The sequence below is a fragment of the Clostridium sp. AUH-JLR23 genome, from assembly GCF_964238065.1.
GTDB lineage: Bacteria > Bacillota_I > Bacilli_A > Erysipelotrichales > Coprobacillaceae > Allocoprobacillus > Allocoprobacillus merdigallinarum.
Genome location: NZ_CAXSKY010000006.1, coordinates 18,578 through 33,560 on the forward strand (window position 1 = coordinate 18,578; position 14,983 = coordinate 33,560).

Here is a 14,983-nt window from a genome sequence, read left to right on the forward strand (position 1 = left end):
AAGCTCTTTTTTTCAAAGATGAATAAAGTTGTATTAATTACAGGTGGAGCACAAGGTATTGGAAAAGCCATTGCTTTAGAATTAGGAAAACAAGGTTATGATATTGTGATTAATTATCTCACATCCAAAAAGGAAGCTCATGCATTAAAAGATATGATTATAGACAATTATGGTGTACGATGTATGGCTATCCAATGTGATGTTTCTAAGGAAGATGAAGTTAATCAGATGATATCTTCTATTGAACTAGAACTGGGTGGTGTTGATATTTTAATTAATAATGCCGCTATTGATTTATCTAATCTTTTTCATTTGAAAAATGCTGAAGAATTTAGAAAGACTTTAGATGTCAATGTTGTAGGTGCATTTAATTGCAGTAAACGTGTTTATCGACATATGTTAGATCAGGAATATGGCAGAATTATTAATATTTCTTCAACCAATGGTATCAATACATATTATCCTATGTGTATAGATTATGATGCTTCTAAAGCAGCATTGATTTCCATGACACATAATCTTGCTTTTGAGTTTGCTCCATATGTTAATGTCAATTGTATTGCTCCAGGTTTTATCGGAACAGAAAATGAGTTGGACGGATATGATGAAGAGTTTTTAAAAGAAGAAGTTGAAAAAATTATGGTCAATCGATATGGTGATCCTCAAGAAGTGGCTTATTTAGTGAAATTCTTAATAAGTGATGAAGCTAATTTTATTAATAATACTGTCATACGTATTGATGGTGGACAAAAGGGAAGTTGTTAATCCAACTTCCCTTTCATATTTGATAACGCCAGTAAAATAGATAATTTTCCATATTCAAATGTTAATCCACCTTGTATGTAAAGTGTATAAGGTTCAATAACAGGGGCATCAGCACTTAATTCAATGGTGCTTCCTTGTGTAAAGCTACCTGCTGCCATAACTTCATCAAAAGGATAACCTGGCATAGGGGCAGGTAAAACTTGAACGAATGAATCAATAGGGCTTGTCTGTTGAATCCCTTGTGTAAAGTTCACTAAATTATCTTTTGTTTTGAGTTCTAAAGTTTGAATGATATCTGTGCGTGGTTCATCATAACGAGGAGATACATTAGAATATCCTAATTTTTCTAGCATATACGCAGAAAATACAGCTGTTTTTAAAGCGTTTTTAACAGCATTAGGAGCCATAAATAAACCTTTAAAGAAAGTATTGTTTAAGTTGAAATTAGCACCTAAATCTTTTCCAATACCAGGAGCAGTTAAACGTTCAGCAACCATATGAATAAGTTCCTGATTTCCTGCTATATATCCACCAGTAGGTGCAATTCCACCACCGAGGTTTTTCATTAAAGATCCTACAACCACATCAGCTCCAACATGACCAGGTTCTTTCTCTTCTACTAACTCACCATAACAGTTATCGACCATAATAATGACGTCTTTATTCACTTCACGAATTTTTGAAATTATACGTTCAATCTTTGAAATAGAAAGAGATTGACGATGTGAATACCCTCTAGATCTTTGAATTTCAACAAGTTTGACATTATTCTGTTTTAATCTCTCTACAATCTTCTCATCATCAAAATCATCATTGACTAATTCAATCTGTTCATATTTCACACCATTAGCCTTTAATGATTGTGTAGAATTTCCGCTCAAACCAATCATTTCTTGTAAAGAGTCATAAGGAGCTCCAGATAAAGAAATCATGGTATCGCCATGTTTTAATAAAGCAGAAAGCGTTAAATATAATGCGTTTGTTCCACTCATAATCTGAGGGCGAACTAAAGCATCTTCACATCCAAGAACAGTCGCAAAGATTTTTTCTAATTTATCTCTACCTTCATCATAATTTCCATATCCGTTAATATCTGCAAAATCAGAATAAGAAACTCTATTTTCTATAAATGCTGATAAAATACGATTAGAGTTTGTTAAAGCTATTTCATCTATTCTTTTATAAATATCACTTAAGATACTATCTGATTCTTTTGCCATTTCCAGTATATCTGGATGAATTTGTTCTAATATCATGTCTATAATCCTCCAATAAAATGTCCATTGTCTATTATACACGAATATTAATGTTTTGTATGGAAAACTTTTATTAAATTATTTTTTAAATCAAACAACATAAATTGACAATATTTTTGTGATAGGTATATCATATAAGTAAGAAGAAAATAATATTTTATAGAACTTCAACATAAGATCTTTTTAAATATTTATATTTTTTAAGAATTTTAATTAAATATCAACATCTAAAGTATGCTTTTTGTAAATTGAAAGTGGATGGGAGATGATAATTTGCTTGAAGATTGAACTAGGCATTTTTATTAAAAAATTTTTTCTTCGAAAAAGAAACATTTAATGAAATGTGATTTTACAAAAGAGAAAATGATTATTCTTCTTGATAAGAATAGTGAAACAATCGTCAAGAGCAAAAATGTTAATGTAGGAATGAGATTATAAATATTTATTGTTTATTTGCTTGGATACTGAAGGATTTATGCATATATAGAATTATTTTTTACCAAGTGGATTTCCTTCCTGTTATAAAAAAGTATTGTATTTATCTATATATTTTTGCTTTTTTATATATTTGTTAGTTTTTCGCCTAATAGCTGGTAAAAAATAGAGAAAATCCTTTATCTACCTTAGTTTTCTAAAAATTATCTATTAAGAAAATGTTTATTTTCCAGGGATTTAATAACAACATATGATGTATTGAAATATTTTTAGGTTTTCACCAACCTTGACAACACCGGCTGTTTAATAACAACATATGATGTATTGAAATTTGTTAAAGGTTATGATGATATCCAATAATTCTCCTGTTTAATAACAACATATGATGTATTGAAATATTAATCCTGATTTTCAGGTTAATCAAAGAGGTCAAGTTTAATAACAACATATGATGTATTGAAATATAGCTCTATATTCATGTTTCGATAACGTGTTGCGTTTAATAACAACATATGATGTATTGAAATAAACACCCTTGTTTCCATTCGCCACCAAATAACTTGGTTTAATAACAACATATGATGTATTGAAATGGTCTGTCAAAATTGAACATTGTCAGCCAGCACCTGTTTAATAACAACATATGATGTATTGAAATATGTTCAATTCTGTGCCATCTCTTAGCTTAATAAGTTTAATAACAACATATGATGTATTGAAATCACCTTTTATATATTGCTCTCCTGCATCAGTATACGTTTAATAACAACATATGATGTATTGAAATTAAACTACCTCTTTTAGCTTCATGGCTTTTTTTACGTTTAATAACAACATATGATGTATTGAAATTAATAACGTGAAAGGATCATGCCATCTATTTCTCTGATTAATATCAACATATGATGTATTGAAATAATTCTCAAATACTTTTTAAAGATTATAATTATCAGGGTTAATATCAACATATGATGTATTGAAGTCACTGACTTGCTATGAATACAAGCACTTTATAACGTCGTTTAATAACAACATATGATGTATTGAAATGGAAGAAATACCGTTCAATGGTCTGGTGCCTTTGGAGTTTAATAACAACATATGATGTATTGAAATCAGGAAGAGGTCGATCGAGTTCTCGCACGAGGGAGGTTTAATAACAACATGAGATGTTTTGAAATTATGGAAATGTAAAAGTTCATATGAACCTTAATAACAATTTACTTTATCAAAACAACTTATATAAGCATGTTAAAAAGTGATTTATATGTTTTAATAGCAGTAAGCTTATTGATGATTGTTATATTTGATATTTGTATTAATCAATTTTATTTATAGATAGGGAAGTGGGAGATATATAAAATATGTTTATAAATGGTTAATCATTTTACATTAGTATTGGATATGAGAATGTTTTGATATAGTATTTTTACTCAAAAAAATTACAAATGAAGTGAGGTTGGAAAATGAAAGTATATGAATACAAAGTTAAATTAGTATTGAAATATGATATTCATTATGAGCAATTAGTCAATGTACTTAACTATTTCATCGACAGTGCTTTATCCAAAGATGAAAAACTAAAAGAATATCATAATGCTCATCATTATAAAGGTTATGTGCATGATTTTCTGTATCCTATAGAAAAGGATGGAATTTATAAAAAGAATCATCATTATACGATGAGAATAAGATCTGTAGAACAGAATTTGATTCAATATTTTTTGTCTCGTTTATCTTTTTATGAAACTAATGAAATAGAGGCATTAGGCGGAGAAGTGAAAATCATTTCTGAAAGATTAATAAAGAGAATATATTCTATTACTCCAGTTATCGTTAAAAATGATGAAAAAGGGTATTGGAAAAACTATATGTCATTAGAAGAATTTGAAAAAAGATTAAAAGATAATTTGATGAAAAAATATAAACTATTTCTAGATGAAGATTTAGATGAGAATTTTATGATTTATGATTGTATAGAATTTAAAAATAAAGTTCCTGTGAAAATTCCATACAAAAATATTCATCTTTTAGGAGATAAAATAAGTATTGAAATTGCACAAAATGAAAGAGCGCAAAAATTAGCATATTTAGCATTGGGAACGGGAGTTTTAGAGAACAACTCTCGAGGATCTGGATTTATGAATTATGAATATTTATAAAGGAAGGAGGTAAGGAAGTTGCTTCAAGAAATTTTAGAAGTGTTTGGTGAAATTGTTCAACAAGATAGTAGAATTGTTACAGATTCATATAGTCTTAAAGATGGTACATATCGCCTTATTGAAATGAATAATCAAGATGGTTGGAAAATCAATGAAACGATAGATATTTTCTATGATAAAAAATCAAAACAAACAAATGGTTCACAAAATTCAAATTATGCTTATATACGAGAGTTAGATTATTACAGTAAACTTTTAGAAATGAATAAACCTATAGATCCTAAAAAAGTCATTCATTCTTGTCATTATTTATCTTTGGCAGTAAAAAAAGATAGTATTCTTTCAGGAAAACTCAATAATGATATTATAAAAAAGTATTATGCTATTCTTAAAAATCCAATGTCTAAGTATGAGAAAAAAGCAAATTCAAGAAAACTATATGAAAAAGTAGAAAAAGAAATTGGTCAAGTTGATATCGAACTTATTGATAGTATTGAAGATTATGTTTTACATACTGATATATTTGAAGGTATCAATCTGGATAAAAAAGATTACGTTAAGGTGTTCTTTGTATTTGGTGATCAAAGTAAAACTTTGGATTATTATAAAAGAGAAAACAAAAGATATCTTTTACCAAATCTTTATAATAGTAATGATTACAATGTTGAAGATGGAAAAGATATATTAGGTCTACCTAATAACAATATGAATCTTAATTCTAAGAAGCCATTTTTACTAAATAAGACAAGAAAAGTAAAGACACCCTATTTAGTTAATCAGGAACAAGCATTATTACAAGCACAGTTTTTTGATTATCTATGGGGTCAAGTTTCTAAAGGATGTTATGATTTTTATATTAATACATTTGGAGGTAAAAATGAATTATTACCTATTTCAAATGATAGTCAACTCATTGGAAGAAATATTCAAGGTTATTATATACATTGTCAAAAAGGAAAAAATGAAGCAGAGATTATAGATAGTCAAGTTGTTTCATCGTTTTCAAATAGACTTAACAAATCATTTTGCTTAGAAAATTACATGGAAATACCTGAAAAATTTATTGAAAAGAGTGGTTTTCAATATGATGAGTATATAGATAGTGTTATAGGCATCTTTAATATAATTGATCGCGTTTTCTTTGCAAATAAATTAAGTAGAAATCTTTATAGTGATGCTGATAATATTCAGATTATAGATGGGCATTTAAAAAGATGTTTGTTAACCTATAGAGATAAATTAAAATTGTTTAAGAATACTGGAGATATACTGGTTTTAAAATCTATAGTTGATAAAATGTCATGGGATATAATAACAAATACCATGAGTCAAAATAGTCAATTTATGGTTCAACATCAATTGAATTTAAGATGGTCTTTATTAGATTATTTTAATGATGAGAGAAAGATAGGTGAAAAAATAATGAATGTAAAAAATCAATTAAGAGTACATATTAATCTTCCTAAAGGATATGATTGGGATTTTGATGGGGATGAAGAATTTAATTTTGCAGTAGGGCAGTTAATACAATATTTCTTGTTCTTAAATAAATCATCAAAAAAGACACACGCATATGTAAATCAATATTTAAACTGTAAAGATGTAAAAAAACTCAAGCAGAAATTAATACAGATGTATAAAAAGTATTCATATGCAATTGATTATTATCCTGAAAGTAGAAGTGAAAAATTAATAGAACATATTATGCAATATGATACTCATAGTATTTTACCAGAGTATATAGTTTCTGGTTTTAATGCACAGTTATTGATTATAGAAAAAAATAAGGAGGAAAATAAAGATGAATAAAAGAGTATATGGTGTGTTAGGTGTAAGTTCGGTTATGGCAAATTGGAATGCTGATTTTACAGGTTATCCAAAAACGACTTCTACAGGTGATGTTTATGGAAGTGATAAGGCATTCAAATATCCTATGAAAAAGCAATGGAATGATGAAGGCAAAAAAGTTTTATACATTAAATCAATGAAATTATCAGAGGGTAAAAAAGGAGAAGTATCATTGGTTCCTCGAACATTACGAGAAAGATACGAATATCTATTTGAAGTTGAAGATTTAACAAAATGCAAAGATGTTTCTGAAGTATTAAAAAATTTGTTTCAAGCTATTGATGTCAAAAATTTTGGTGCAACATTTGCTGAAGCAGGTATGAATATTTCTATCACTGGTGCTGTCCAGTTTGGACAAGGCTTTAATAAATATCCAGATAGTGAAGCACAGGAACAACAGATTTTATCACCATTTAGAGATGCAACTGATGCTGATGCAAAAAATTCTACTTTAGGAACAAAGATTGTCAGTGATGAAGCACATTATTTCTATCCTTTTGTTATTAATCCTAATGCTTATAATGAGTTTGTTGGTTTAGGTATTACAGATGGATATACTGAAGAAGATTATCTGCAATTTAAAGAAACCTCTTTATCTAGTGCAACAGCATTTGCTACAAATTCAAAAGAAGGTTGTGAAAATGAGTTTGGATTATTTGTAGAAACTGAACCAACATTATATCTACCAAATTTAACTGAATATGTTGAATTTGTAAAAGGTGAAGATAAAAATACGATTACAATTCATTTAAAAGATCTTCTTGAAGATGTTATATCAAAAGTGCAAACAGTTGAAATTTATTATAATCCTAATACAACAGCAATTGACTGTGATTTGACGAACGTTCATTATTATCACATTGTGACAAGAAAAGAGGTTTAAACATGAAGGCAGTAAAATTTACTCTTAAAGGAAAAACTGCATTCTTTAAAAATCCTGAAGTGAATAGTTATTTTTACTTTACCTATGGGAATATACATAAACCAGCTCTTTTGGGAGTGTTTGGTGCAATTTTAGGGTACCATGGATATGAAAGTCAGTTTGATGTATATCCTGAATATTATGAAAAGCTAAAAGAATTAAAAGTTGCTATTATTCCTAATCAAGCTCATGGTTGTTTTGATAAGAAAGTACAGAGATTTAATAATTCTGTAGGATATGCTTCTCAGGAGCAAGGTGGCAATCTGATTGTGAAAGAACAATGGTTGGAAAATCCAAGTTGGACTATATATGTTTTGGTGAATAATGATGAAAGTCAAAAACTTTGTGAATATCTACTTGAAAGAAAGGCTGTTTATATACCTTATCTGGGTAAAAACGATCATCCTGCGACGATTGAAAATGTTAATATTGTTGATCTTCAGGTTAACGAATCTCAAAATATTCATATAGATAGTCTAGCAAAATCAGATGATTTTCATTTTGATTTCTTTAGAATTCAATTTAAATATGAAGAATATTTACCAATATCTCTGAAGGAAAGTACAAACCATTATGAGTTAGCTAAAATGATTTTAACTGATGCTATAATGATTGAAGGTAAAGAACCAGTTTATACTGATGGAGAAAAAAATGTTATCTTTTATTGATTATAATGATATTATAGATAATCAATATACTTTTTTTGCTCATATGAAAGAAGGAAAAAAAGAGCTTTTACAAGATCATATATATTTAAGTCAAGAGTACTTTATGAAATTGTATGATTATAAAGATATTGAAAAAATTATTTATACTTTTTATGAAAGAATGCAATTCCAAGATCAAAAAGTTACTTTTGAATTTCTTACAAGTATGTTTATCAATATAGTTACCTTTCATGATTTTGGTAAAATCAATCCAATATTTCAAAAGGCAAAAATGAATAATAATATTGGAAATAAATATAAAGGACTTACTAGCAGTCATCACTCATTTTTATCATCTTTGATATACATAGATTATTTCTTAAATGAACTTGACAAAATTCCAAATCTATCTAATGAAAATAGATGTTTTATTGAAAGATTAGTACTCGAACATACTTATTTAATTTCTAAGCATCATAGTCATTTGGATTATTTTTATGAATTTATTGAGGAACTAAAAAGTGCTAATACTCAAAACTTGATTGACAATCTATTTCATAAACCAATAAAAGGGTATAAGGGATTAAGGTATCTTACAAAAGAGAAAATGCAATCAATATGTGATTATTTAGACTATTTTGAAGAAAAAGATTCTTTAACAAAGAATCGACATTATAAATATTTCTATTACCGTTTAGCATATTCTATGTTGGTGATGAGTGATTATTATGCAACTAGTGAGATTCAAAATGGACAACCTATACAGTTGTCAGGAGATATAACAAGTATTGAAGATTTTGAAAAAGAGTATAATTGTTCAGAAATAATGCAAAGTATTCATTGTTATGAAAAAGAAAAATATCATGAAAATAATAAAACATTGGATCATGTTCAATCTATTAATGATTTAAGATGTGAAATGTTTTTGGATGCTGATAGAAACTTAAAAAAACATAATACTGATTCTATTTTCTTCTTGCAGGCACCTATGGGTAGTGGAAAGAGTAACATGGCACTTCATTTAAGTTTCCTTTTAATGAAAGATAGAAAAAAATTGTTTTACATCTATCCGTATAATACACTTGTGGAACAAAATAAATACAATCTGGAAAAGTTATTTAATGATAAGAAATTACAAGATCAAATTGTTGTTGTGAATTCAATAACACCACCACCAGATAAAAAAGAAGATGAAGATGATTCTTATAAATATCAACAGATGTTGTTAGACAGACAGTTTTTAAATTATCCATTCATTTTATCAACACATGTCAGTTTCTTTCAAATCCTATTTGGCAATAAAAAAGAAGATGTTATAGGTTTTCATCAATTAGTTGATTCAGTAGTTGTTTTAGATGAAATACAAAGTTATAAAAATTATATTTGGTCTGAAATGATTGAAATGTTAAAAGCGTGCGCAGATCTTATGAATATGAAGATAATTATTATGTCCGCAACATTACCTGATTTAGATCAGCTTCTTCACATGAACTGTGGTGTTACAAGATTGTTACCTGATTCACAACTATATTATCAGCATCCACTTTTTAAAAAGAGAGTAAATTATCATTATGAATTATTAGATTATCAAATATCATTAAAGGATTTAAAGGATCATGTCTTAAAGAATGTATCTTCTGGTAAGAAAATTCTTATTGAATTTATTACTAAAAAAAGTGCTCATCAATTTTATTATCTACTTTTAGAATCACATAAAAGTAATGTTATTATTGAATGTTTGACTGGTGATGATTCTATGATAGAACGACAGAGAATTCTTTCTAGGATTCGTAAAGAAACAACAAAACCGATTATTTTAGTTGCCACACAAGTTATAGAAGCAGGTGTTGATATTGATATGGATATAGGTTATAAAAATATTTCATTATTAGATAATGAAGAACAATTTTCTGGTAGAATCAATAGATCACATTTAGGAAGTGGGGATATATATTTCTTTGATATTGATAATTTTCATACTATTTATCGTTATGATTATAGATCAGACAATTCATTAACATTAAAAAATCAAGAGATGAGAATGATTCTTGAAGACAAAAATTTTTCTCTTTATTATACAAAAGTTTTAAATGCATTAAAGGTTAATAGAAATCAAAATACAGATAGAGAAGGATTGAAATATTTCTATGATGATATTGTTTATAGATTGAATTATAGAGAGGTTGCGAATAAAATGAAGCTTATAGATGATAATGAATGGATCGTGACTGTGGTTTTGTGCAGACAAATTGAAATTGATGATGGGAAAATAATTGATGGTTTGGAAGTATGGAATCGTTATAAAGAGTTGCTAGAAAATAATGAAATGGATTATGCTGAAAAGCAGATAGAGTTAATAAAAACTAGAAGTCTACTTCATTACTTTACTTATCAATTTTCTAAAAATATGGATATTCATTATAATGATTGTATAGGTGATCTTCTTTGTATTTGGGATGCTGATGATTATTTCATAAATGGTAAGTTAAATAGAGAACGCTTTGAACAAATAGATTATGATATTCTTTAATGAATAATTTTTAAAGGAAGTCTTGATTATGAAAATAAATGGAACATTAATGAATTATTATATTCATTGTCCTAGACAATGTTATCTTCATGCAAATAGATTAAACATGGAAAATAATAGTGAAGATGTGAAGATTGGTAAAGCATTGCATGAAGAAAAATATAAAGATGATGATAGTAGTGAAATAGCAATTGACAATATTAAATTAGATAAATTAACAAAAGATTATTTAACTGAAACAAAGAAAAGTGATGCTGATGTTGAAGCTAGTCGATGGTAACTTATTTATTATTTATATGTGTTAAAAGAAAAAGGAATTGATAGAAAAGGAAAATTGGAGTTTATTCAGAAAAATAAAGATAAAAAAGTTATGATTGTAGAATTAAATGTGGAAATAGAAAAAGAGTTATTAAATAAAATAGAAGAAGTGAAAAAACTCATACAAAGTCATGAAGTTCCAAATGTTGTTGTAAATAAACACTGTAAGAAATGTGCTTATTATGATTATTGTTTTATATAAAATAAGGTGAAGTGTATGGGAAAGACAAAATATATTACAAGTATGGGTGAATTAAGCCGAAAAGATAATTCATTATGTTTTAGAAAAAATGGTAAAAATGTGTATTTGCCTATTGAGAATATTAGTGAAATTTATTGTATGAATGAGATATCTATAAATACAAAATTATTGGATTATCTTTCAACAAAACATATTGTTGTGCATTTCTTTAATTATTATGGAAATTATTCTGGTACTTTTTATCCTAAAGATCAGTATAGAAGTGGAAGATTATTGATAAAGGAAGTGGAAAGTTATAATTCTGCAAAAAGGTTGATTATTGCAAAGAAGATTGTTGCAGCAATTGCAAAGAATATTGACCAGGTACTTTATCATTATTATAAACATGATCATAAAGAAGTTAAAAAAATTATAGACTGGATAAGAAGAGATTTTCATGAACAGTTAACTGAAGTTGAAGATATACAAGCATTGATGCTTTTAGAAGGAGCATTATGGCAAATGTTTTATTCTTCATTTCAATATATCTTACCTAAAGATTTTATAATGAATAAACGTGTGAGAAGGCCACCAGATAATCCTATTAACGCTTTGATTTCTTTTGGCAACTCTCTTTTATATACAAAATGTATTTCTATTATTTATCAGACACATTTAAACCAGACAATTAGTTATTTACATGAACCAAGTGAAGCTAGATTTTCTTTAAGCTTAGATATAAGTGAATCTTTTAAACCTGTCATTGTTTTTAAAACTATCTTTGATCTTGTTAACAATAAAAAATTAAAAGTTACTGAGCACTTTGAAAAGAAAGTTAATTATTGTATTCTTAATGATAAAGGTAGACAAATTTTTATTGAAGCATTTGAAAAAAGATTAGATATGGTTTTCCTTCATAAGAAGTTAAAACGTAAAATGACTTATAAAACAGCTATAAAGATGGATTGTTATAAGTTAATCAAATATCTACTTGAAGACAAAGATTTTGAATTTTTTTCATTGAAAGAAGGTTGTTGATGAAAAAGTACAATTATAATTATGCAATAGTTTTTTATGACATAAAAGAAAAAAGAGTACAAAAAGTTTTTAAAATATGTAAGAAATATTTATCCCATTACCAATATTCAGTATTTAGAGGAGAAATTACACCTTCAAAACTTATACTATTGAAAAATGAATTAAATGACGTTATAAATAAAGAGGAAGATTTTGTTTGTATTATTAAAACATTCAATAATAGTGTGTTTGAGGAAGAAATTTTAGGTCATAAAACAACTGAAAGTGATAATCTTATTATTTAAATTTACCAGGGTTTATTCTTTTTATAATTCAAAAAACATTGATTATATCAGTGTAAATTTAAATTATGAGGAAATAATCAGATGTTATTGTTTTATCTGGTAAAAAATTAAAAAAATATCGTTATAATCACTATTATTTCATTTTTTGAAATAAGAAGGTAGTGATTTTACTGGGATTAATATCAACATATGATGTATTGAAATGCATATCTTCTATGCTTCTTTCCTGCCATCTACATCGATTAATATCAACATATGATGTATTGAAATAAAACATTTTGCATGTTTACGCTTTAAAGCAATAAGATTAATATCAACATATGATGTATTGAAATATCTTGAATTATCGAAGAGGCACAGCTAAAATCGGATTAATATCAACATATGATGTATTGAAATGGATAATAATGTCCTAACTTCTTAGCCCATAAGGTAGATTAATATCAACATATGATGTGTTGAAATGGGCAATGAATTTCAAACATTTTTCTTATTTCACGATTAATATCAACATATGATGTATTGAAATAATCTAAACTTCTTGAATGTTCCGTCCATGTTCTTGATTAATATCAACATATGATGTATTGAAATTTGAATTTCTCTTCCATCTTCTAACCTCTCTATTCGATTAATATCAACATATGATGTATTGAAATCCTTCAAATTGGAACATGATATAAGCCATTTGAGTGATTAATATCAACATATGATGTATTGAAATTGTCTTAATACCACTCTGTCAATTCTTGGTTGTGAAGATTAATATCAACATATGATGTATTGAAATGATTTCAGTTTCTTTTGACTGCTTTTTTTCATCTAGATTAATATCAACATATGATGTATTGAAATATTGCCAATCCTGCTATTTTACTCTTTGCCATCAAGATTAATATCAACATATGATGTATTGAAATACATCTTGGGATAATCTCAACGAACCTATATTGGATGATTAATATCAACATATGATGTATTGAAATATGTTTGTTCTTCGCAAGATGTTGGAACATAAAATGATTAATATCAACATATGATGTATTGAAATTGTCTTTTAATTGGTCTCTCGTTTCTTCTAATAACTGATTAATATCAACATATGATGTATTGAAATCATATAACAAACTCACTTTCAGGATACTTTTTAAAGATTAATATCAACATATGATGTATTGAAATTCTTCCAATAACCTTAGAACTTTTTCTGTTCTTTCAGATTAATATCAACATATGATGTATTGAAATTGTTGTTGGCAGTAGGATAGATATTTCTGAAGACCGATTAATATCAACATATGATGTATTGAAATAGCCATCTTTCTCCGTTCAACCACGTTGTTGGATGAGATTAATATCAACATATAGTGTATTGAAATTTAGTTGAAAATGTTGTAACTGTTTAGATTGTTGCATTTAATTTCTTCAAAGCAGTATTTTATGAAAGTTTTGGATCTTGAAATATAGATTTTTAGAATGTAAATTCTATAAAAGATAAGCAAATATGATGTATGAGATGTTTCTAGAAATGAGTAAATTAATTTCTGTGTATACTTATTATTGGATAAACTTGTTGTTAGAAATTATTGATTATATTATGATGATTATGTTCTTGAAAGATGGGCGATTACCAAAAAATAAAATACATATATAAAGATTGTATTTGTTTGTAAAGAAAGGTTTGTTGATTCTTATTAAATAGGGTGAAAAACAAAAAAGTATATGAAATAACTCATTTCCATATACTTTTTGATGATGTGATTTTATATTATTTCATTTATGCATTTTGTTTCATCTTCATGACATATCAGTTGAATATGTTCATCAATAATGAGATAGCTTTCACCATATATTGTTTCATGTTTATCAATGAGTAAATAACTTCCATCGACTAATACAATGAATGGATGACCAATGCTATCTTTATAAGTGATTTCTTCATATAATCTCATACCATCTAAATATCTATCTTTAACCATTTGATAATGAGGAATGATATTCGTTTTTGTGAGATTCAGACCACTTATCCATCTTTGAAATTTTGGATTTATAGCTTCGCCATCTTCTTCAGGTTGACAATAAACAATGTCTGCACTATTCATACTACCAGCACTAATACCAATGATAATTCCATCAAAATCTTTAATTTTTTCTCGAAGTTGAATATCTTTAAAAAATTGATTTTGAGTAGGAACATGACCTCCGCCTAATAAAATAACATCATATTGTTGAAGTTCATCTTTGGTAAAGTCACTATATCTTCTATCAATCAGATCAAAACATTGAATAGAAAAATTTTCTTTTAAAAAAGTTTCTCTAAAGAAGTCACACATCTCATCATTTTGTTCATAGGCATCAGGACTAGCGGCAATGATACAACAACGACTATGCTCTTTCCAATATTTTCTCAATTGTTCTACAAAATGATTTTTCTTATCTAAACCATCTACTATTCTACTGCCATCTAATGGACCAGTAGGACTACTTGTTAAAAAGATAATCATGATTTTATCACCTCTTATTTTTATATATAAATTATAAAAGATGGAAAAATAGTTTTCAAATAAAAGTGTAGAATGAATAATAAAACGATTTAT

10 protein-coding genes, 1 pseudogene and 2 CRISPR repeat arrays are annotated in these 14,983 nt (G+C 27.1%); of the genes and pseudogenes, 9 read left to right on the forward strand and 2 right to left on the reverse strand.

Features of this window, described 5'->3' with window-relative positions; all coding sequences use genetic code 11:
* Positions 1-18: 18 nt before the first annotated feature.
* Positions 19-765, forward strand: coding sequence for an SDR family NAD(P)-dependent oxidoreductase (locus ACESR5_RS04305; RefSeq protein ID WP_373154408.1), 747 nt, complete (start codon positions 19-21; stop codon positions 763-765).
* Here the strand turns inward: ACESR5_RS04305 and ACESR5_RS04310 are convergent.
* Complete coding sequence (locus ACESR5_RS04310) at positions 762-2,021, reverse strand: aminotransferase class I/II-fold pyridoxal phosphate-dependent enzyme (RefSeq protein WP_373154410.1); 1,260 nt, start codon at positions 2,019-2,021, stop codon at positions 762-764. The genes ACESR5_RS04305 and ACESR5_RS04310 overlap by 4 nt on opposite strands.
* 670 nt (positions 2,022-2,691) lie before the next feature.
* A CRISPR array of direct repeats spans positions 2,692-3,637; the repeat unit is 30 nt; unit sequence GTTTAATAACAACATATGATGTATTGAAAT.
* A 285-nt stretch (positions 3,638-3,922) separates the two neighbouring features.
* Here ACESR5_RS04310 and cas6 point away from each other — a divergent pair.
* The 8 genes and pseudogenes from cas6 (at position 3,923) to cas2 (ending at position 12,386) form a co-directional block, all read left to right on the forward strand.
* Positions 3,923-4,618 carry a CRISPR-associated endoribonuclease Cas6 gene (gene cas6, locus ACESR5_RS04315; protein WP_373154412.1) on the forward strand — a complete coding sequence of 232 codons (696 nt, stop codon included), beginning with the start codon at positions 3,923-3,925 and terminating at the stop codon, positions 4,616-4,618.
* A gap of 18 nt (positions 4,619-4,636) precedes the next feature.
* Positions 4,637-6,427: a hypothetical protein gene (locus tag ACESR5_RS04320; RefSeq protein WP_373154414.1), complete on the forward strand. Its 1,791-nt coding sequence runs from the start codon at positions 4,637-4,639 to the stop codon at positions 6,425-6,427.
* On the forward strand, positions 6,420-7,349 hold the full coding sequence (locus ACESR5_RS04325; RefSeq protein WP_373154416.1) for a type I CRISPR-associated protein Cas7: 930 nt from the start codon (positions 6,420-6,422) through the stop codon (positions 7,347-7,349). The genes ACESR5_RS04320 and ACESR5_RS04325 overlap by 8 nt, the downstream gene beginning before the upstream one ends.
* Before the next feature lie 2 nt (positions 7,350-7,351).
* Positions 7,352-8,056, forward strand: a complete 705-nt coding sequence (gene cas5b / locus ACESR5_RS04330) for a type I-B CRISPR-associated protein Cas5b (RefSeq protein WP_373154418.1) — start codon at positions 7,352-7,354, stop codon at positions 8,054-8,056.
* The gene (gene cas3, locus ACESR5_RS04335) at positions 8,040-10,565 is read left to right on the forward strand and encodes a CRISPR-associated helicase Cas3' (protein ID WP_373154419.1); all 2,526 of its coding nucleotides are present in this window, start codon (positions 8,040-8,042) and stop codon (positions 10,563-10,565) included. The genes cas5b and cas3 overlap by 17 nt, the downstream gene beginning before the upstream one ends.
* A gap of 49 nt (positions 10,566-10,614) precedes the next feature.
* Positions 10,615-11,085, forward strand: a pseudogene (locus ACESR5_RS04340) (CRISPR-associated protein Cas4).
* 15 nt (positions 11,086-11,100) lie between these two features.
* Positions 11,101-12,102, forward strand: coding sequence for a type I-B CRISPR-associated endonuclease Cas1b (cas1b, locus tag ACESR5_RS04345; protein WP_373154421.1), 1,002 nt, complete (start codon positions 11,101-11,103; stop codon positions 12,100-12,102).
* Entirely contained in the window at positions 12,099-12,386 is a 288-nt protein-coding gene (gene cas2 / locus ACESR5_RS04350; RefSeq protein ID WP_373154483.1) for a CRISPR-associated endonuclease Cas2, read from the forward strand. Before cas1b ends, cas2 begins: the two co-directional genes overlap by 4 nt.
* A 174-nt stretch (positions 12,387-12,560) precedes the next feature.
* A CRISPR array of direct repeats spans positions 12,561-13,765; the repeat unit is 30 nt; unit sequence GATTAATATCAACATATGATGTATTGAAAT.
* 384 nt (positions 13,766-14,149) lie between these two features.
* Here the strand turns inward: cas2 and ACESR5_RS04355 are convergent.
* A complete protein-coding gene (locus ACESR5_RS04355; RefSeq protein WP_373154423.1) occupies positions 14,150-14,890 on the reverse strand; it encodes a Type 1 glutamine amidotransferase-like domain-containing protein in 741 nt (246 codons plus the stop codon).
* Between the last annotated feature and the right edge of the window lie 93 nt (positions 14,891-14,983).

Coding starts and splice junctions, on each gene's coding strand:
- ACESR5_RS04305 (WP_373154408.1), top strand. CDS start 19: ATGAATAAAGTTGTATTAATTACAGGTGGAGCACAAGGTATTGGAAAA.
- ACESR5_RS04310 (WP_373154410.1), bottom strand. CDS start 2,021: ATGATATTAGAACAAATTCATCCAGATATACTGGAAATGGCAAAAGAA.
- cas6 (WP_373154412.1), top strand. CDS start 3,923: ATGAAAGTATATGAATACAAAGTTAAATTAGTATTGAAATATGATATT.
- ACESR5_RS04325 (WP_373154416.1), top strand. CDS start 6,420: ATGAATAAAAGAGTATATGGTGTGTTAGGTGTAAGTTCGGTTATGGCA.
- cas5b (WP_373154418.1), top strand. CDS start 7,352: ATGAAGGCAGTAAAATTTACTCTTAAAGGAAAAACTGCATTCTTTAAA.
- cas3 (WP_373154419.1), top strand. CDS start 8,040: ATGTTATCTTTTATTGATTATAATGATATTATAGATAATCAATATACT.
- cas1b (WP_373154421.1), top strand. CDS start 11,101: ATGGGAAAGACAAAATATATTACAAGTATGGGTGAATTAAGCCGAAAA.
- ACESR5_RS04355 (WP_373154423.1), bottom strand. CDS start 14,890: ATGATTATCTTTTTAACAAGTAGTCCTACTGGTCCATTAGATGGCAGT.